This window comes from Actinomycetes bacterium (genome assembly GCA_036000965.1).
Classification (GTDB): domain Bacteria; phylum Actinomycetota; class CALGFH01; order CALGFH01; family CALGFH01; genus DASYUT01.
The window spans coordinates 1-18,394 of sequence record DASYUT010000069.1 but is presented as its reverse complement, the minus strand read 5'-3'; the positions used below and the strand labels follow the sequence as shown (position 1 = coordinate 18,394).

General features: G+C 73.2%; 21 protein-coding genes. 12 read left to right on the top strand and 9 right to left on the bottom strand.

Annotated features, from left to right (window positions below; all coding sequences use genetic code 11):
* The 3 genes from VG276_05550 to VG276_05540 form a co-directional block, all read right to left on the bottom strand.
* A partial coding sequence (locus tag VG276_05550; GenBank protein HEV8648868.1) for a hypothetical protein occupies positions 1 to 413 on the bottom strand: 413 nt, incomplete at its 3' end.
* On the bottom strand, positions 410 to 1,102 hold the full coding sequence (locus tag VG276_05545) for a hypothetical protein (protein HEV8648867.1): 693 nt from the start codon (positions 1,100 to 1,102) through the stop codon (positions 410 to 412). The genes VG276_05550 and VG276_05545, both read right to left, overlap by 4 nt.
* A 23-nt stretch (positions 1,103 to 1,125) precedes the next feature.
* The gene (locus tag VG276_05540) at positions 1,126 to 2,259 is read right to left on the bottom strand and encodes a hypothetical protein (protein HEV8648866.1); all 1,134 of its coding nucleotides are present in this window, start codon (positions 2,257 to 2,259) and stop codon (positions 1,126 to 1,128) included.
* 694 nt (positions 2,260 to 2,953) lie between these two features.
* On the opposite strand from VG276_05540, the gene VG276_05535 reads away from it, so the two are divergent.
* The gene (locus VG276_05535) at positions 2,954 to 3,133 is read left to right on the top strand and encodes a CsbD family protein (GenBank protein HEV8648865.1); all 180 of its coding nucleotides are present in this window, start codon (positions 2,954 to 2,956) and stop codon (positions 3,131 to 3,133) included.
* Between the two features lie 152 nt (positions 3,134 to 3,285).
* The gene (locus tag VG276_05530) at positions 3,286 to 4,224 is read left to right on the top strand and encodes a sensor histidine kinase (protein HEV8648864.1); all 939 of its coding nucleotides are present in this window, start codon (positions 3,286 to 3,288) and stop codon (positions 4,222 to 4,224) included.
* A 139-nt stretch (positions 4,225 to 4,363) separates the two neighbouring features.
* Here VG276_05530 and VG276_05525 read toward each other — a convergent pair whose 3' ends face one another.
* Both VG276_05525 and VG276_05520 read right to left on the bottom strand, forming a co-directional pair.
* Positions 4,364 to 4,717 (bottom strand): helix-turn-helix transcriptional regulator, encoded by a 354-nt coding sequence (locus VG276_05525; GenBank protein HEV8648863.1) that lies wholly within the window; start codon positions 4,715 to 4,717, stop codon positions 4,364 to 4,366.
* 13 nt (positions 4,718 to 4,730) lie between these two features.
* Entirely contained in the window at positions 4,731 to 5,336 is a 606-nt protein-coding gene (locus VG276_05520) for an ATP-dependent Clp protease proteolytic subunit (GenBank protein ID HEV8648862.1), read from the bottom strand.
* Between the two features lie 204 nt (positions 5,337 to 5,540).
* Here VG276_05520 and VG276_05515 point away from each other — a divergent pair, with 204 nt between their 5' ends.
* The 6 genes from VG276_05515 to VG276_05490 all read left to right on the top strand — a co-directional run bounded on the left by VG276_05515 (position 5,541) and on the right by VG276_05490 (position 9,784).
* Positions 5,541 to 5,906 (top strand): hypothetical protein, encoded by a 366-nt coding sequence (locus VG276_05515; GenBank protein ID HEV8648861.1) that lies wholly within the window; start codon positions 5,541 to 5,543, stop codon positions 5,904 to 5,906.
* Complete coding sequence (locus tag VG276_05510) at positions 5,899 to 6,060, top strand: hypothetical protein (protein ID HEV8648860.1); 162 nt, start codon at positions 5,899 to 5,901, stop codon at positions 6,058 to 6,060. Before VG276_05515 ends, VG276_05510 begins: the two co-directional genes overlap by 8 nt.
* 281 nt (positions 6,061 to 6,341) lie before the next feature.
* Positions 6,342 to 7,031 carry a cytochrome c oxidase subunit II gene (coxB, locus tag VG276_05505; GenBank protein ID HEV8648859.1) on the top strand — a complete coding sequence of 230 codons (690 nt, stop codon included), beginning with the start codon at positions 6,342 to 6,344 and terminating at the stop codon, positions 7,029 to 7,031.
* An 83-nt stretch (positions 7,032 to 7,114) separates the two neighbouring features.
* Positions 7,115 to 8,788, top strand: a complete 1,674-nt coding sequence (gene ctaD / locus VG276_05500; GenBank protein HEV8648858.1) for a cytochrome c oxidase subunit I — start codon at positions 7,115 to 7,117, stop codon at positions 8,786 to 8,788.
* A 4-nt stretch (positions 8,789 to 8,792) separates the two neighbouring features.
* A complete protein-coding gene (locus tag VG276_05495; GenBank protein HEV8648857.1) occupies positions 8,793 to 9,275 on the top strand; it encodes a cytochrome c oxidase subunit 4 in 483 nt (160 codons plus the stop codon).
* Entirely contained in the window at positions 9,275 to 9,784 is a 510-nt protein-coding gene (locus VG276_05490) for a proteasome activator (GenBank protein HEV8648856.1), read from the top strand. Before VG276_05495 ends, VG276_05490 begins: the two co-directional genes overlap by 1 nt.
* 150 nt (positions 9,785 to 9,934) lie before the next feature.
* Here VG276_05490 and VG276_05485 read toward each other — a convergent pair whose 3' ends face one another.
* The 3 genes from VG276_05485 to VG276_05475 form a co-directional block, all read right to left on the bottom strand.
* Positions 9,935 to 11,401 (bottom strand): cytochrome bc complex cytochrome b subunit, encoded by a 1,467-nt coding sequence (locus VG276_05485; GenBank protein HEV8648855.1) that lies wholly within the window; start codon positions 11,399 to 11,401, stop codon positions 9,935 to 9,937.
* Positions 11,398 to 12,300: a Rieske 2Fe-2S domain-containing protein gene (locus tag VG276_05480; protein ID HEV8648854.1), complete on the bottom strand. Its 903-nt coding sequence runs from the start codon at positions 12,298 to 12,300 to the stop codon at positions 11,398 to 11,400. The genes VG276_05485 and VG276_05480 overlap by 4 nt, the downstream gene beginning before the upstream one ends.
* A 198-nt stretch (positions 12,301 to 12,498) precedes the next feature.
* Positions 12,499 to 13,281, bottom strand: a complete 783-nt coding sequence (locus VG276_05475; protein ID HEV8648853.1) for a c-type cytochrome — start codon at positions 13,279 to 13,281, stop codon at positions 12,499 to 12,501.
* A 267-nt stretch (positions 13,282 to 13,548) separates the two neighbouring features.
* Here VG276_05475 and VG276_05470 point away from each other — a divergent pair, with 267 nt between their 5' ends.
* From VG276_05470 to lgt, 3 genes are all read left to right on the top strand, one after another.
* Positions 13,549 to 14,346 (top strand): tryptophan 2,3-dioxygenase family protein, encoded by a 798-nt coding sequence (locus VG276_05470; protein HEV8648852.1) that lies wholly within the window; start codon positions 13,549 to 13,551, stop codon positions 14,344 to 14,346.
* Positions 14,347 to 14,378: 32 nt separating this feature from the next.
* Positions 14,379 to 15,341, top strand: a complete 963-nt coding sequence (locus VG276_05465; GenBank protein ID HEV8648851.1) for an aldo/keto reductase family protein — start codon at positions 14,379 to 14,381, stop codon at positions 15,339 to 15,341.
* Positions 15,342 to 15,455: 114 nt separating this feature from the next.
* Positions 15,456 to 16,346: a prolipoprotein diacylglyceryl transferase gene (gene lgt, locus VG276_05460; GenBank protein ID HEV8648850.1), complete on the top strand. Its 891-nt coding sequence runs from the start codon at positions 15,456 to 15,458 to the stop codon at positions 16,344 to 16,346.
* Between the two features lie 19 nt (positions 16,347 to 16,365).
* Here the strand turns inward: lgt and VG276_05455 are convergent, their stop codons facing one another.
* On the bottom strand, positions 16,366 to 17,586 hold the full coding sequence (locus tag VG276_05455) for an arginine deiminase (protein HEV8648849.1): 1,221 nt from the start codon (positions 17,584 to 17,586) through the stop codon (positions 16,366 to 16,368).
* Between the two features lie 124 nt (positions 17,587 to 17,710).
* On the opposite strand from VG276_05455, the gene VG276_05450 reads away from it, so the two are divergent.
* A complete protein-coding gene (locus VG276_05450) occupies positions 17,711 to 18,151 on the top strand; it encodes a hypothetical protein (GenBank protein ID HEV8648848.1) in 441 nt (146 codons plus the stop codon).
* Positions 18,152 to 18,394 lie beyond the last annotated feature (243 nt).

Sequence of the window (18,394 nt, the reverse complement as noted above, 5' to 3'; positions counted from 1 at the left end):
GGGGGGCTGGGGGTGGGGGGTTGGGTGGTGGCGCGCAGCACGGCGCTGGCGCCCCTGCCGAGCGCTCGGGGGACCGCGGCCAGGGAGAACCCCGGCGACGCCGAACCAGCCAACACCGCCAACACAAGCAGCGCGGCGACGACCCCGGCGGCCTGGGCCGTGGTCCCGCCCGGGCGCCGGCCGCCTGGCCGTCCACCGGGGTGGCGGCGGGGATGGCTGGGTGGCGGTGGGCCGGGGCCGGCCGGCCCGGCCGGCGGGTCGGCCGGTGGCCGGGCCGGGCCGCCCGGGCCGGCGGGTGGGCCGGCGGCCGGGCCGGGCCCGCGCGGGCGGGGCGGGTCGGGCGGGGCGTCGGGCCCCGGCCCGGGCCTGGGGCCGGGCTGGGGTCGGGTGGGAGTGGGGGCGGGCGCGGTCACGGGGTCACCGCCCAGCCGCCGCGGGTGCGGTGCACCCCGACCCAGGCAGTGGCCAGCCGGCCGGGGCCGGCGTCGGCCAGCACCAGCACGCGGGCCTGGCCGGGCCCGATCCGCTGGCTGCCCAGGGCCCGCACCCGCCCCGCGGGCAGCCCCAGCCGCGCCGCATACCACGCCACGGCGACCTCGCCCTGGCGCCCGGCGGTCGCACCCGCCTGGCTGCCGAGCCCGTGCGGCTGGTCAGCCCGAGCCCCCGACGGCCCGGCGGCCTGGCCCGCCCGCCCGCTGGCCTGCCCTGGCGGCCCGGCGGCCTGGCCCGCCCGGCCGGCTACGCGCTCCGGCTGGCCGGCGGCACCGCCCGCACGGGTGGCGGGCGGGTTTCGCCGGGCCGGGGTGGTGCCCGGCTGCTCGGGGGGGCGGGTCGCGCTCGGCGCAGCCGACCGCCGATCGGGCGCCCGCTCCCCCGCTGCCGCGCCGGCGGCCTGGCTGGCGCGGCCGGCCGGGCGGGCCCGGACCGGGACGTCCGCGGTGGCGTAGGAGACACCCACGATGCCAACAGCCAAGGTGGCGAGGAGCACGGTGAGGGCCAGGCGGCGGGCCAGCGGGCTGCGGGCGGTCCGGCGCAGCAACCGCCAGGCGGCGTCCAGCACCGACCGCCAGCGGGGCGGGCGGCCACGGGCCGGCTTCGCCACCGGCACCAGCTCCCTGGACGGGCTCACGAGGACGCACCCCCGACCGTGGCGAGCCGACGCGCTCGCCGGCTGCGGCGGAGCCACCGGCCGGTGAGCCCGGTGGCCAGGACCGGGCCGATCGACCCGGCGAGGAGGAGCCCGAGTTCTTCGTCGGCCGCATGCACGGTCTGGCCGAGCCACAGGACGAGCAGGGAGAGCATCGTACTGGCCACGAGTACCACGACCGACCCGGCCAGCGGCAGCATCCACCAGGTCACCACGGCGCGGCGGCGGCGGGCGTCCAGTGCCAGGGGGACGACCACCAGCCCGGCCAGGCAGAGCAGGTAGAGCAGCGTCTGCGCGCAGGTCGCCACCATCGCGAGCGCGCCGAGCGCGAGCGCGAACGGCAGCACGTAGACGGTGGCCGTGGTCGCGACGATGGCGCGCTCGGCGCCGTGCCGGCCGACCGCCCAGTCGTTGACGCCGGCGATCCGGCGGCGCAGCAGCTCGAGGATGCCGGCCTTGGCCGTCGGCGGGGACTCGGCGAGCACCGGGCTGCCGGTCTGCAGGCGCGACAACGGGTAGGCGACAAACAAGGTCCAATAGCGGGCGGCCAGGCGTTCGCGCACCTCACCGGTGTCAGGGCCCCGGCCGGGGTCGCTCCGGGCCGACGCGGTGACCCGGGTGACCAGGTCCGGCACGGCGATCGTGGGAGCGCTGGCGAGCCGCTCGACGGTGACAGGGCGGGTGACGGCCAGGGTGAGGGCGACCAGGAGCAGGACGGCCACCATCCAGGCTCGGCCGGCTGGACGGCCCAGGACGCCGTAGGCGATCAGGGCGACGAGCACGATCATGGTGCCGCCCTCGAGCGGCAGGCGGTGCGCCTCGCGCCAGGCACCGACGCCGCCGGCCAGCCGCTGGCCGGCCAGATAGCCGACCAGGTTGAGGCGGAACACGTCGCGCTGGCGCTCGATCGAGCCCTTGGTCATCCAGGCCGTGGCTCGGATGGCCGTGCGGGCGTAGGCATTGCCCACCCCGCCACCCTGGATGGCGACCACCTCGCGCTGGTAGTCCCACTCCCCGGCGGCGGGCGCCCCGGGGCCGGCCGCCTGGTGCGGGGACAGGGTGAACACGACCGCGAGCAGGACGAACGTTGCGGCCAGGTAGGGAATGAGCACAGTCCGCAGCCAGGACCAGGTGCTCTGCTCGGACCGGGGACGGCTGGGACGGCTTGCAGGACCCGTCCCGTGCCGGGGCATGACGATGGGCATGACTCCCCCTCGGGAATGGGAGCGCGATGGCTCGGAGGAGGCGGCCAGCGGGCGATCGGTCGGCGGTCTCTGGGGGGCGCCGTCGCCGCGAGCAGGTCGCGTCGGACCTCTGAGCCGCTCGCGCTCGCGTCTGTTCGGTTGTGTCGGCGCTGCAGGTGGCGGACCGGGCGGGCGCCGGGTTGCTGTGAGATCGGCGGGGCGGCTGGTACGGAGAGTGAACGATTGGTGCGGAATGTGGTCGCTAGCAGGCCGGGGACCTCGGCGGGGCCTCCCGCGGGAACGGTGGCCCAGGTCGTCGGGTGGGGCGGTGGAAGCGACCGGGTGGCTGGGGGCGGTGGGACTGGAGCGGCAGCCGGTGGGTCCCCTCTAGGGTGCGTCGGCGGGCGGCCCGGATCAAGTCTTGACTCCAAGCCGCTCCGGTGGATGCAGGGGGTTCGGGCCCACCCGGCGCCAAACGTGGTCACTCGGCCACTCAAGGTAGGGGACACGGGTACCAGGCCGCCGTTGGAGCCGTGGTGGGGCTTGGCGGGTGCCCGCGGCGGGAAGACTCGGGTTGACCCGCGGGCACCGAAGGCGTGGCCGGGAGGGACGAGGAGGCAGCATGGCCCGGAGTGGGAGGCAGAAGACCCGCGGCAAGGCCCAGGAGGTCAAGGGCCGGGCCAAGGAGGAGCTGGGCCGGGCGACCGGCGACCGCCGCCTGCAGGCCGAGGGCGTGGCGGACCAGCGGAAGGGTGCGCTGAAGCAGGCGGTCGGCAAGCTGAGGGACGCGTTCCGGCGCTAGGCCCTGCCGGGTGGTCTGTGCTGCGGCACGGACCATCGGGTGGTCGCAGCACACAGACCGGACGATTCCATTAATCTACTGAAACCGCTCGATCGGCGCCCATCGCAGGTGCCGGCGGTGCTAAGTGCGGCTGCGTGCCGCAGGGAGACGGAATGCTCGCAGATCGGCCAGATGGTGAGCCTCCCGAGGCAGGGCCTGCCGCGCCCGGGAAAGGGCCGGGGACACGGTCCACCGCGCCCGGGGAACGGCCGGGGACACGGTCCACCGCGCCTGGGGAAGGGCCGGGGACGCCGCGGGCCGCGCCCACCGGGTGGCCGGACGGGCCCGACGACCTGCTCGCCCGGCTCCGCCGAGCCGAGCGGGACCGCCGGAGCCTGCTGCGGCAGCTGCTCACCGCCCAGGAGGACGAGCGCCGCCGGCTGGCCGGCGACCTCCACGACGACGCCATCCAGTCGCTGGCCGCCGCCCTGCTGCACCTGGACGTCCTCGAGGCCCGGCTCAAGGGGGTCGGCGCGGCCGCGTCGCCCGGGGTCGGCGAAGGCGTCGGGCGCCTCCGCCAGAACCTCGAGCACGCCCTGCGGGCGGCGCGCGCCTTCCTGTTCGGTCTGCGCCCGCACCGGCTCGACGCCGACGGGCTCCGGGCCGCGCTCGAGCTGCAGCTCGAGCGCCTGGCCGAGGCCGGCTGCGCCACCGAGCTTGAGTGGTCCCTCGCGGACCGGGTCGACGGCGACCTCGAGACAGTGCTGTTCCGCGCGCTCCAGGAGGCGCTCGCCAACGTGGCCAAGCACGCCGGCGCCACGGCCGTGCGGGTCCGGATCCGCTCCGAGGGCGGGGCGGTCGTCGCGCAGGTAGACGACGACGGGGCGGGATTCGACCCCGTGGAGACCTGCGCCTGGGCCATGGCCACCGGCCACCTCGGCCTGCGGTTCATGGCCGAGCGGGTCGAGGCTGCGGGCGGCGACGTCCGCATCGACTCGGCGCCCGGCCGGGGCGCCCGCGTCACGCTGCGGCTGCCGTTCGACGCTCGCGCCCTGGCGGCGCCTGGGCAGGCTCACCCCGGACCCTCGGGTCGTGGACCGGGCCGGGCCTAAGCAGCACCTCAGAAGTCCTGTCCGTAACTTGATGGGACGGCCTTGGTCGCTGGCCTCGGTTACGAGCAGAACGTCTGGTGACGTGCTTAGCGGGTAGCGATGGGAGGGTGCTGTCCTGCCGGTCCGGCAACGGGCCGGGTCAGGCCGTGCGTCGCCCCGCGTAGGCCTGGAAGTCGAGCACCCTGGCGACGGGTGCCGGGGCGGGCATGGGTGCCGTCCCGGCGGGCACGAAGCCGACGGCCTGGGCCCGGCTGCCCGTCTCGACCCGGGCCAGGGCCTCGGCCACCTCGAACAGCAGCTCCGACAGGACCACGTCGAGCGCGGCACAGACCGCCTCGAGCACCTCGGAGGAGGCCTCCTTGCGGCCTCGCTCGACCTCGGACAGGTAGGTGAGCGACACGCCGGCCGCCTCGGCCACCTCGCGCAGCGTGCGCGCCTGGGCCAGCCGGTGGCCGCGCAGGGCGGCTCCGATGCAGTCCCGCAGCCGGGTCACGGCCACACCGCGATCACCGGGCGACCTCGTCGATCAGGCCGTAGGCGACCGCCTCGTCGGCCGAGAACCAGGTGTCCCGGTCGGTGTCGTGGTGGATGCGCTCGACCGGCTGCCCGGTCGCCTCGGCCAGCAGGGTGTCAAGACGGCGCCGGAGCCGGAGCACCTCCTCGGCGGTCCGCTCGAGGTCGGCCGCCTGCCCCTGGAACTGCCCGCTCCACGGCTGATGGATCAGGATGCGGGCGTTCGGGGTGGCCCGTCGCCTGCCACGCTCGCCGAGCGCGAGCACCACCGACGCCATCGAGGCGGCCATCCCGGCGCAGATCGTCGCGACCGGGCAGCGCACCTGCGCGATGGTGTCGACGACGGCCAGGCCCGACAGCAGCTCGCCTCCGGGCGAGTTGATGCGCAGCTCGATCGGCTCCCCTGGCCCCTCCTGCTCGAGCCAGAGCAGCCGGGCCATCACGTCGTTGGCCTTGTCGGCGTCGATCTGCCCGGACAGCAGGACGACGCGGCGCCGCAGCAGCCGGTCGACCGGGTCGACCGGCCGGTCGTAGAGCTCGAAGGCGGTGCCCATGTCCATGCCCATGGTGGCACGGTACCCGACCCGGGCCGCCAGCACGAGGGGTTCCGCCGACGGCGAACACCAGGGGTTCCGCCGACGGCGAAGCCGTGGGCCGACGGCGGAGCCGCCGCGGGAGCGGGGTGGGCCGACGGCGGAGCCGCCGCGGGAGCGGGTGCGACCGGGGCCAGGCCGAGCGGGATCGGCGAACTCCTGCCAGACTGCCCGGTCGGACCCAGTTGGCGACGAGCGGAGCGTGGACCGATGGTGGGGTTGCACCGGATCGCGGGCGTGGCGATCGTGGCTGGGTGGGGGGCGCTGTTCCTCTGGGGGGTCGGCCTGTTCATCCTCAGGCGCGACGCCGGCCGGCTGTACTGGGGGCTGCTGGCCGTGCTCCAGATCCTGCTCGGGCTGCAGCTGGCCGTCGGGCTGGTGCTGCTCGCGCTCGGCAACCAGCGCCCGCTGCTCCACTACGCCTACGGGTCGGTGTTCCCGGCGGTCGTGCTCGCTGTCTGCCACCTGTTCACCCGCGGCCTCGAGAAGCCGCCCTTCCACCTGTTCTTCACGATCGGGTCGTTCTTCGTCTTCGGCCTGACCGCTCGCGCGCTCATGACCGGTCTCGGTGGCTGACCCGTCCGGGCAGGCAGCCGGCCAGGCCCTGCGCGACCCGGGCGCCGGCCCGGAGCCGCCGGTGCTCGCCAAGGCCGTCGACGCGGTCGCCGGGTGGCTCGACGGCCTGCCGGGGACCCGTGACCGCTGCCCCCGGGGGGCTCGGAAGGATTAGCCGGAGCCGAATCGGTGCAAAGTGCGAGCAGCGTGGCAGCTGCCGGCCAGGGAGGCCATGGGTTACAGTCCGTACCTAGCTCGCCGCCGGACGGTCCCGGGCCTCGAGTTGCGGGAGCCGTGCGGTGCCACCAGACAGGTTAGCCGTCCGTGCCGACCAGGGAGAGAGGGGTCATCCTGCCGCCGCTCCGTGCTCCGTCCCGCAGCGAGCCCCGGGCGCGTCCCCGGACGGCCGTGACGGCGGCCGGCCTCGCGCGCCTCAGGCGAGCTTGCGCAGCGGTCGTGCTCTTGTTGGTGCTCGCCGGCTGCGCTCCAGCCAGCGTCACCGACCAGGGCGACGCCGTCCGCTTCGCCTACGACTTCTTCCTGTGGACCGCCGCGGGCGTGTTCACCATCGTCTCGGGCCTGATCGTCTGGTCGATCATCAGATATCGGCGCAAGAACGACGAGCTGCCCAAGCAGATCCATGGTAGCAACACGCTCGAGCTGACCTGGACCATCATCCCGCTCATCCTGGTGCTGATCCTGTTCGCCGTGACCCTGAACGCGCAGGGCAAGGTGCTGCACCGGGCCCACAACCCGGCCGTCACGATCAAGGTCACCGGCTTCCAGTGGAGCTGGCAGTTCGACTACGAGGGGTCGGGCGCGCAGGTGGTCGGCGTGCCCAAGCAGCCGCCGACGATGGTGGTGCCCGTGGGCGAGCCCGTACGCATCAAGCTCGTCTCGGCCGACGTCGTGCACTCGTTCTACGTGCCCAGGACGCTGTTCAAGCGCCAGGCCATCCCGGGCACCGTGAACGAGTTCGACCTGACCTTCGACCAGACCGGCACCTACAACGGCCACTGCGTGCAGTTCTGCGGGGTCGCCCACGCCGACATGGTGTTCGACGTGCGGGTGGTGTCGCAGAGCGAGTTCCAGAGCTGGCTTGCGTCCGCGGCCCGGGCCCCGGCCGGCGCGAGCGGAACCCCGTAGAGGAGCGGAACCGTAGGAGCGGAACCCGTAAGGAGCGGAACCCGTAAGGAGCGGAACCCCGTAAGAAACGGAGTCCCACGACCATGGCAACGACCGAGCTTCCCTCCCCGGCGCTTCCGGAGCTCCCCCACGAGGAGCCCCGCGCCGGGCTGATCGACTACCTGACCACGGTCGACCACAAGAAGATCGGCATCCTCTACATCTTCACGGCGTTCGGGATCTTCCTCACCGGTGGCGTGCTGGCGCTGCTCGTGCGCGCCGAGCTGGCCCGGCCCGGCCTGCAGTACATGACGGAGAACACCTACAACCAGGTGTTCTCGATGCACGGCACGCTGATGATCTTCCTGTTCGCCGCCCAGGTGTCGACCGGGCTGGCCAACTACTTCGTGCCGTTGCAGATCGGCGCGGCCGACGTCGCGTTCCCGCGGCTGAACGCGATGAGCTACTGGCTGTACCTGTTCGGCAGCCTGATCGTGATCAGCTCGTTCCTGGTGTCCGGCGGCCCGGCGGCCGCCGCGTGGACCGCCTACCCGCCCCTGTCGGACTCCCGCTACCTCCAGGGCGCCGGCATGGACCTGTGGATCATCGGGCTGGCCGTGGTGGGCATCAGCGGCATCGTCGGCGCCGTCAACCTGATCACCACGATCTTCTCCATGCGGGTCCCGGGCATGACGATGTTCCGGATGCCCCTGTTCACCTGGACGGTGCTGGTCACCCAGCTCCTCATCCTGTTCGCCTTCCCGCCCCTGACCGTGGGCTTGGCCCTGCTGTTCCTGCAGCGGAACTACGGGGCCGTCTTCTTCGACCCGACCGCCGGGGGCAGCCCGATCCTGTGGCAGCACATCTTCTGGTTCTTCGGCCATCCCGAGGTCTACATCGTGATCCTGCCCGGGTTCGGCATGATCAGCGAGGTCATCCCGGTCTTCTCGCGCAAGCCGCTGTTCGGCTACCGGGCGCTGGTGTTCGCCACCTTCGGCATCGGCGCGCTGTCGTTCGGGGTCTGGGCCCACCACATGTTCGCCACCGGCGCGGTCAACCTGCCCTGGTTCTCGATCATGTCGTTCCTGATCGCGGTGCCCACCGGCATCAAGATCTTCAACTGGGTGGCGACCATGTGGCGGGGGTCGATCACGTTCACGACCTCGATGCTGATGGCCCTCGCGTTCCTGGTCGTGTTCCTGGTCGGGGGCATCACCGGGGTGTTCCTGGCCTCCCCGCCGATCGACTTCGCGGTGAACGACACCTACTACGTGGTCGCCCACTTCCACTACGTCATGGTCGGCGGGCTGCTGTTCGCCCTGTTCGCCGGGCTGTACTTCTGGTTCCCGAAGATGAGCGGCCGCTTCCTGTCGGAGGGCTGGGGCAGGCTGCACTTCTGGACGCTGTTCGTCGGCTTCAACCTCACCTTCTTCCCGCAGTTCATCGTGGGGCTCGAGGGGATGCCGCGGCGCATCGCCAACTACTACATCGAGTCCTGGGGCGGGCTGAACCTCATGTCGACGGTCGGCGCCTTCCTGGTCGGCTTCTCGACCGTGCCGTTCCTGTGGAACGTGTTCGTGTCGCTGCGGAGGGGCAGACCGGCCCCGGCCGACCCGTGGGAGGGCAACAGCCTCGAGTGGGCGACCAGCTCGCCGCCGCCGCACCACAACTTCCACGAGCTGCCCGAGATCCACTCCGAGCGGCCCGTGTTCGACCTCCGCCACGGCCTCGAGCACGCCGCCGACACCGACCCAGCGCGTAACCTGGACCGGGGGTGAGGTCATGAGCGACGAGGTCGCCGTCATGCTCCGGATCGCCGTCTTCGGCTTGGTCGCCGCGATCATCTACTGGTTTGTCAGCTACGAGCCATTCGGCACCGTCGCGCTGCTGCTGCTCGGCGGCGGCACGGGCTTCGCCGCGGTCTACATGCTCCTGCAGCACCGGCGCGAGCAGGGTCCCAGGGAGCAGTTCGGGGACACCGTGCGCCGGTTCGCCGGCCTGCCCCGCAGGGACCCGCGGGGCCCGGACGACTACTCGGCCGAGAACGTCGCCGTGCTCCCGCTGCCCTCGATCTGGCCGCTCACGATGGCGCTCGGGGTCGCCATGCTGACCACCGGGCTGATCTACGGCCTGTGGCTGCTCGTCCTGGGCCTGGCCGTGTCCGCGGTCGCGGCCGCCGGCTGGCTGGCCGCGATCAACCGCGAGAACCGCTACGGCCGCCTCGAGCACGCCGCCGGCACCGACCCTCACGAGGCGTATCGCTGATGACACAGACACCTGAACAGCAGCCAAGGGACGACACCTCTGTCCACAGCGTGTCCGGTACGGTCGTGGAGCGTCCGGCCGACCAGGCCCAGGAATCGACCGAGGCCGTGACCAGCCCGGGCAAGGTCATGCGGATCGGCACGATGGTCAGGCAGCTGCTCGAGGAGGTGCGCCGGGCACCCCTCGACGAGGCCGGCCGGACGCGCATGCGCGAGATCTACGACATCTCGCTGCGGGAGCTTGCCAGCGGGCTCTCCCCGGACCTGGCCGCCGAGCTGAGCCGGATGGCGCTCCCGCTCGAAGCGGACACCCCCAGCGAGGCGGAGCTCCGCGTCGCCCAGGCCCAGCTCGTGGGCTGGCTGGAGGGGCTGTTCCAGGGGATCCAGGCCACCCTGTTCGCCCAGCAGATGGCGGCCCGCAACCAGCTCGCGGAGATGCGCGGCGGCCGCGCCCTGCCGCAGCCGAACCGGGAGGACGCGCCGCCTGGCGGCACCGGCCTGTACCTTTGACGTCCTCCTGCCGGAGGGCCGGATATCCGCGTCGATCACCTGCTGGGCGGTCCCGGTCGCGTCGAGCCTGGCCATGGCCGACGCCTGGTCACGGTCACCCAGTTGCGTGCCGGGGTCACCCCGTTGCGTCGCGCCTGGGCTCCGACCTGGTCAGGGCGCGGGCGGGCGGCCTCCCGAGGCCGGGACCGTCGCGGCCGGGCGGGCGCTGTCGCCGTCGCCGTGGCCGGCGCCGGCAGGCGTCGGGTCGAGCGGGACCGTCTCGTAGCCGCCGGTGGCGGTGCGCCGCAGCGCCAGCCCGGCGTTGGGCCGGGCCGGGTGGAGCTGGCTGGTCTTCAGCGAGCGGCAGGTGAAGTAGGTGGCGGCCCCGACCACGACCGGGCCGACCACGAACGCGACCTGCAGGATGCGGGTGATGCTCTCGACCGACACGTCGAGCAGCACCCCGAAGATGTCGTTGCCGCCCTCGAGGAACATCACGAAGAACATCCACAGGCCGGCCGCGCCGATCGCGGTGCGCAGCGGCGCGTCGCGGGGCCGGTCGAGCAGGTGGTGCTCGGCCCGGTCCCTGGTGAAGCGCCGCTCCACCCACGGCCAGAGGGTGAGGACGCCGAAGGCGATCCCCGGGACCAGGATCGCCGGCCAGAACACCTCGGAGATCTCATAGCCGAAGAGCTTGATGCGCCATGGCCCGGCCAGCCGCAGGGCGCCGTCGAGGAAGCCGATGTACCAGTCGGGCTGGGCGGGCGAGGTGACGTTGAACGGCTCGTAGGGCCCGTACTGCCAGACCGGGTTGATCTGGGCCAGGCCGCCCAGGCCGGCCGTCACCGCGGTCACGAACAGCAGCAGGGCGACGGACTTGAAGGTCTGCTCGGGCCAGAAGCGCTTGCCGACCACGTTGCGCTCGGTCCGGCCCGGGCCAGGGAACTGGGTGTGCTTCTGCAGCACCAGGATGGCGAGGTGCAGGCCGACCAGGGCGAGCAGCAGGGCGGGCAGCAGCATCACGTGGAACACGAACAGCCGCGAGAGGATTTCGGGGGCGGGGAACTCGCCGCCGAACAGCAGGGAGGAGACCCAGGTGCCGACCACGGGGATGGCGAGCACGACCGCGTTGGCGATGCGCAGCCCGATGCCGCTCAGCAGGTCGTCGGGCAGCGAGTAGCCGGTGAAGCCCATGGCCATCGCGAGCAGCAGCAGCACCACGCCGATGACCCAGTTGAGCTCGCGGGGGCGGCGGAACGCGCCGGTGAAGAACACCCGGCACAGGTGGACCACGATGGCGGCCACGAACACCAGCGCGGCCCAGTGGTGGGTCTGGCGCATGATCAGCCCCGCCCGGACCTCGAACGACAGCCGCAGGACCGACTCGTAGGCGGCCGAGACCCGCTCGCCCCGCAGCGGCGCGTAGGCGCCCGCGTAGGTCAGGGTGCGGGCGTCGGGGGTGTAGAAGAAGGTCAGGAACACGCCGGTGAAGATCAGCACCACGAGGCAGAACAGCGCGATCTCGCCGAGCAGGAACGACCAGTGGTCGGGGAACACCTTGCGCAGGAGCTTGCGGGCGGCGCTGGCGGCCCCCAGGCGCTCGTCGAGGTACTTGACCGTCGTCTCCAGGACGCTCATGACTTGCCTCGATTCCAGAACGATGGCCCGACCGGCGCGTAGAAGTCACCCTCGGCGGTGAGGTTGCCCTCGCGGTCGACCGAGAGCGGGAGCTGAGGCAGGGGTTCCGCGGCCGGCCCGAAGTAGGGCTTGCAGCCGTTCAGCACGTCGAACTGGGACTGGTGGCAGGGGCACAGGAGCGAGCGGGTCGCCGCCCGGTACAGCCCGACCGGGCAGCCGGCGTGCGTGCAGAGCTTGGAGTAGGCCACGTGGGTGCCGCCCGGGACGGCCGCGAGCCGGTCGGCCGGGAGCTGCAGGGAGCCCCGGGGCACCTTGATGAGCAGCGCCTGGGAGTCGGACCGGCCGACCTCGCCTTCGGGGAACACGGTCATGTAGCCGTCGTCGGGCAGCTCGTCGAACGCGACCGGCTTGCCGGCCTCGTCCACCACCTTCTTGCCCTTGCGCCAGCCGGTCTCGAACAGCGAGCGGCCGGGGGCCGGGCCGAGCGACAGGGCGGGCAGGAACAGCGCCAGGCCGAGCGCGCCCCCGGTCCCGGCCAGCAGCTTCACCAGGAACGAGCGGCGCGGGCTGCGCAGGACGGGGCCGGCCTCCTCGAGGAGCGCCGCCTCGAGCGCCTGCCGGCCGGACGGGCCTGAGGTCAGCTCGTGCCGGTCCTCGCTCACCTCACGGGCGTCGAGCAGCTTCTCGGCCCACATCACCACGGCCCAGCCGAGGCTGGCGAAGGCGATCGCGAACAGCGTCCCCTCGACCTGGGTCTGCCCACCCCGGAAGTAGACGACGAACAGGGCGATGCCGCACAGGGTGGTGATGGTCAGCGCGACCGCGATCCTGCGCTCGACGCGGCGCTGCTCGCCGGTCAGCTCGTCGCCGGCACGGGCCCTGCGCTGTCCGTCGTCCACGTCGCTCGTCTCCTGTGCTCGCGCTCCACCTTCTTGTGCTCCACCGGACCCTTCGCCCTCGTGCTCCACCTTCTCGTGCGCCACCGGGTCCTTCGCCCTCGCGCCCCACCGTCTCGTGCCCACCGGGTCCTTCGCCCTCGCGCCCCACCTGATCGTTCGCCGCCCCCGCGCCGGCGCCCCCGGCCGGCCCGGTCTCAGTCAGTTCTCCCCACCCATCCACTTGGCCAGCAGGATCAGCGCGCCGAGCCCGATCACCCAGGCCACGAACCCCTCGGGGACCGGGCCCTTGCCCCCGATGGGCGCCCCGCCCACGTCGTCCTTGCCGCTCTTGAGGCCCTCCACGTAGGCGGCGATCGAGTTGACGCCGGCGGCGTCGTAGTCGCCGCCGGCGAACACCGGCATGACGCCCGGGCCGATCTTCATCGCCTCGGCCACGTCCAGCGGGGCCACGTCCCGCAGGCTCGGCGCGATGTTGGCGCCGCCGAGGGCGGCGCCCGCCCCGTTCATGCCGTGGCAGGCCGCGCACGCCTGCGCGTACAGGGCGCGGCCGCGCTTCACGTCGCCCTGGCCGATGTCGACGGTGGGGATGTCGGTGTCGCCCACGGCCTCGCCGACGTAGAGGCTGAGGGCGCGGATCTCCGACGGGCCGTACTTCGGCTTGCCTCGCTCGATCGCCGGGCCGACCGTGGACCGCCAGGGCATGCGGCCGGTGCGCAGCACCCAGTCGACCGCGGCCGCGCCGCCGACGTCCTTCAGGGACGGGACCGTCGGGTAGTTGCTCGGGCCGGCCGGGTCGATCCCGTGGCAGGAGACGCAGCCCTGCTCGTAGAGGCTGCGGCCGAACTTGATGGTGTCCTGGGCGGTCTGGGCCCGCACCCGGGCCGGCCCGGTCGCCGACCCCGACGACGCGCTGCCGGTCGCCGGGGTGAGGAGCAGGGCGAGCAGGCCGATACCGCCGAGCAGCACGAGGGTCCTTCGCACGGTCGCTCCTTCGCTCGACGGCCGTCCGGTCACGTCGTTGCCCAAGGTGCATGCTAGGGCCGGCACACGTCGTTGCCCAGGTGCATGCTAGGGCCGGGCACAATCGGTCGGCAATCGATACCCCAGCGACGGCGCGCCCAAGCGCGGCAGGCTGGCAAGCTCTGGAAGCCAGCTTGGCCAGTGCAGGCCCGCCACCAGCGAAAGCGCGTCCAAGCGCGGTAGGCTCGCAAAGGAGTCCCGGCCGGGTGCGCGAAAGGCTGGTGGGAGATGCAGGAGGAGGAGCTGACCTACGGGCGGTACCTCCGGCTCGAGGAGCTGCTGGCCTTGCAGCGGCCCCGCTCCGACCCGCCCCATCCCGAGGAGCTGCACTTCATCATCGTGCACCAGGCGCTCGAGCTGTGGATGAAGCTCGCCCTGCACGACCTCGAGCGGGTCATCGGGTTCCTCGACGCCGGTGCCTGGCCGCGGGCGCTCGCCCTGCTCAACCGGGTCAACGCCAACATCGCCACCGGCATCGACCAGATGCGCAGCCTGCAGACGCTGCCGCCCTGGGACCTGCAGCAGTTCCGCAGCTACCTGGGCAGCGCCAGCGGCTCCCAGTCGGTCCAGTTCCGCGAGCTGGAGCTGCTCAGCGGCCTGCGCGAGCCGGCCTACCTGAAGGCGCTCGACATCGAGTACGGCGGGGCTGGCCTGCCCGGGGTGCTGACCCGCCGGCTCGGGCAGCGCTCCCTGGCCGAGGCGCACGCCGGTGCCGCCGCCCGCCTGGGGATCACCGACTGGGCCGGGTTCTACACCAACCCGGGTCGGCGGGCCGACTTCTACCTGGTCTGCGAGGCCCTGGTCGACTACGACGCGCGCTGGGCGCGCTGGCGCCAGGAGCACGTGGCGCTGGTGGAGCGGACGCTCGGCACCCACGCCCGGGGCACGGGCGGCATGGCCATCACCTACCTGCAGCACACCGCGCGGTACCGGTTCTTCCCGGCCCTGTGGGCGCTGCGCGACGAGCTGGTGGTCCGGGGCGGCGGCCAGCTGGTCGGCAGACCGTCCGGCCCCGTGGCAGGCTAGGCGACGACAGTCCACGACCGAGAGGGGAGAGGGTGGAGTACCGCCGGTTAGGCGACACCGGGCTGCGGGTGAGCGAGGTCGGGCTGGGCTCGTGGCTCACCTACGGGGTCGGCGTGGAGGCCGAGCAGGCCAAGGGGATCATCGCGCGGGCCTACGACCTCGGGGTCAACTTCTTCGACACCGCCAACGCGTACGGGCGGGGCGCCGCCGAGCGGGTCGTCGGCCAGGCGCTGGCCGCCTACCCGCGCGAGTCCTACGTGCTGGCCACCAAGGTGTTCTTCCCCGTGGGCGACGGCCCCAACGACCGCGGGCTGTCGCGCAAGCACGTGCTCGAGCAGTGCGACGCGAGCCTGCGCCGCCTCGGCACCGACTACGTCGACCTGTACCAGTGCCACCGCTTCGACGACGCCACCCCGCTGGACGAGACCCTGCGGGCCCTCGACGACCTGGTGCGCCGGGGCAAGGTCCTGTATGTCGGGGTGAGCGAGTGGACCGCCGGGCAGATCGCCGAGGCGCTGCGCATCGCCGACGACCTCGGGCTCGACCGGATCGTGTCCAACCAGCCCGAGTACTCGATCCTGCAGCGCCGCATCGAGAGCGAGGTCGTGCCGCTGTGCGCCGGGGAGGGCGTCGGCCAGGTGGTCTGGTCGCCGCTCGCCCAGGGCGTGCTCACCGGCAAGTACCGCAAGGGCGCGGCGCCCCCGGCCGACAGCAGGGCGGCCAGCCGCAAGATGGGCGGGTTCGTCGGCCACTGGCTGACCGACGACGTGCTCGACGCCGTCGAGCGGCTGCGGGCGGTGGCCGAGGAGGCCGGCATGTCCATGCCGCAGCTCGCCCTGGCCTGGGTGCTGAGCGAGCCGAACGTGGCCTCGGCGATCATCGGCGCCACCCGGACACGGCAGCTCGAGGAGGACTGCGAGGCCGCCGGTCGGGCGCTCGACGACGACGTGCTCGCCGCGGTCGACAAGGCGGTCGGCGAGGTCCTCATACGATGAGGGCGGGCGCACGACGGAGCGCCCGCGAGGAGGCGAGGCACCGATGATCCCGGCCGGCGCTCGGATGATCCCGGCCGGCGCTCGACGGAGCGCCCGCGAGCAGGCGAGGCGCCGATGACCGGGCCGCTGGCGTTCATCCCGCCGCCCCCGACCAACGGGGTGCGTGTCGGGCCGCTCTTCTTCCACCTGTACGGGCTGGTCATCGCGATCGGGATCCTGTTCGCGGTGTCGCTGGCCCGGCGCCGCTGGCAGGCCCTGGGGCGGGACCCGGCCGAGCTGGAGCGCCCCATGTTCTGGGCGGTGGTGTTCGGGTTCCTGGGCGGCCGGACGGGCTACGTGATCACCCACACCGGCGACTTCCAGGGCCGCTGGCTGCACGTGCTGGCGATCTGGGAGGGCGGGCTGGCCCTGTACGGCGGGCTGACCCTCGGCATCCTGGCCGGCATCGTCGTGGCCCGGCGCCAGGGGCTGCCGGTGCTGCTGGCCCTGGACGCCGCGATCCCCGGGATCCCGCTCGCGCAGGCCTTCGGGCGCTGGGGCAACTACTTCAACCAGGAGCTGTTCGGCACCCCGACCACGCTGCCCTGGGCTCTCGAGGTCGAGCCCGGCCACCGTCCCGAGCGGTACGCCCAGTTCGCCACCTTCCACCCGACGTTCCTGTACGAGTCGCTGTACAACCTGCTCGTGGTCGGGGTGCTGCTGTGGCTGTCGCGGCGGCGGGCGCTGCGCACCGGCAGCATCGTGCTCGCCTACCTCGCGCTCTACGGGCTCGGGCGGTTCTTCCTCGAGCTGCTGCGCACCGACACCACCTACCGGCTGTTCGGCCTGTCCCGCAACGCCTACGTCTCCCTCGCAGTCGTGGTGGGCGCCTCGACCTGGCTGTGGCTGTGGCAGCGGCGGGGCCGTGCCCGGACCGAAGGCGAAGCCGGCGGCGGGGACGGCGACGGCGACGCCGCCGAGGTCAGCTCGGCCGCCGACCCGCCGCCGTCCGGCCCGCCGGGCTGAGCGGGACGGCTCGCCCGGGTCAGCGGGCCGGGTCGCGCTCGAGGGGGCAGCTCATGCAGCGCGGCCCGCCCCGACCGCGGCCGAGCTCGAAGCCGGGGATGGTCAGCACCTCGACCCCGTCGTCGCGCAGGCGCTGGTTGGTGTCGACGTTGCGCTCGTAGGCGATCACCACCCCGGGGGAGACAGCGAGCAGGTTGTTGCCGTCGTCCCACTGCTCCCGGGCCGCCAGCATCTCGTTGCCGCCGGTCTCGAAGGTGCGGATCCGGGGCACGCCGAGGACCCGGGCCAGGGTCGCAAACAGCTCCCCACCGGCCTCGACGTGCAGGTGGCGGCCGTTGCCGCGGGTGACCACGAACGGGCGCATCTGCTGGCGCAGCCCCGGGTAGACCACGAACGCGTCGTGGTCGACCTGGGTGAGGACGGTGTCCAGGTGCATGTAGGCGCGCACCCTGGGCAGCTCGACCGCGATCACCGTCTCGAGCGCGCCGGCGTCGAACATGCTGTGGGCCAGCGCCTCGATGCCCTGGGCGGTGGTGCGCTCGCCCATGCCGACGAGCAGGGCGCCGTTGCCGATGACGAGCAGGTCGCCGCCTTCCACCACGGCCGGGTAGTGGTCCAGGCCGTCGGCGCCGTACCAGACTGAGAAGTCAGCGCCAGCGAACATCGGGTGGTGGCGGTAGACGGTCTCGAGGTGCATGGTCTCCCGCCGGCGGGCCGGGAACGCCATCGGGTTGATCGACACTCCCCCGTACATCCACGCCGAGGTGTCGCGCATGAACATCTGGTTGGGCAGCGGGGGCAGCACGAAGGTGGTGGGGTGGAAGCTGGCCCCGACCAGCCCCTCGGGGGCGAAGGGGAGGTCCTCGGGGATGACCCCGCCGATGAGGTAGCGGACCAGCTCGGCCGGGCGCAGCGACTCGAACCACTCCCGCAGCTCCGCGCACAGGCCCTTGCCGAACACGTCCGCGGTGACCACCCGGTCGAGCAGCTCCTTGCGGGCCGGCTCGAGCGCCATGCAGTCGGCCAGCAGGTCGGACAGCTCGTGCACGTCCACGCCCCGGCCCCGGAGCACGTCGGCGAACGCGTCGTGCTCGGCCTGGGCCCGCTCGACCCACATGATCTCGTCGAACAGCAGCTCGTCGACGTTGGACGGGGTCAGGCGCTGCAGCTCGAGGTCTGGCTTGTGGAGCAGCACCCTGCGGAGCAGGCCGATCTCCGATTCGACGCCGAACTGTCTCATCTTGTACGCCCCCGCTGTCGACCCACGCTGGCCAGGGCAAGGCTACCAGCCCGCGGCGACGCCAGGGCTTGACAGCCGGACCTGCCGGGCGCACAACTCAGGCAGCCGACCAAGGGAGGACGCCATGGCCAGGCACCTCATCGTGGCCCACCAGACCGCGGCCAGCCCGGAGCTGGCCGAGCGGGTCGAGGCGATCGCCGCGGGCGACCCCGACGCCGAGTTCACCCTGCTGGTGCCGGCCACGCCAACCAGCCACCTGCTCCACAACTGGGAGGAGGGCGAGGCGCGCCAGCTCGCCGCCCGCCGCGGCCGGGAGGCGGCCGCGCTGCTGGCCCGCGCCGGCGTGACCGTGACCGCCACGATCGTCGGCAGCCACTCGCCGCTCGAGGCAGTCGGCGACGAGCTGCAGGCCCGCCCCGGGTACGCGGGCATCGTGCTGTCGACCTTCCCGCCCGGCGTGTCCCGCTGGCTCAAGGGCGACCTGGTCGGCCAGCTCCGCCGCCGCTACCGCCTGCCCGTGGAGCACGTGGTGGCGGCACCGAGCCAGGCGCCGACCAGGCAGTAGTCCTGGCTGGTTAGGGCTCGCCGCCCAGGAACCTGGCCAGGTCGAGTCCCGCTTGCCTCGGTGTGCCGGCGCTGGAACGGCCAAGTTCCTGGCCCGCAGGCCCTTAGCCCGGCTCGAGGCTGCGGCAGCGGGCGGCGCCGTTGATGGGGCGGGAGGCGGTGGTGCCGACCGCCAGCAGGTCCAGGGTCTCGCCCGGCTGGATGTCCTCGTGCACGCTCACGCTGGCGGTGCCGACCCGCTCCC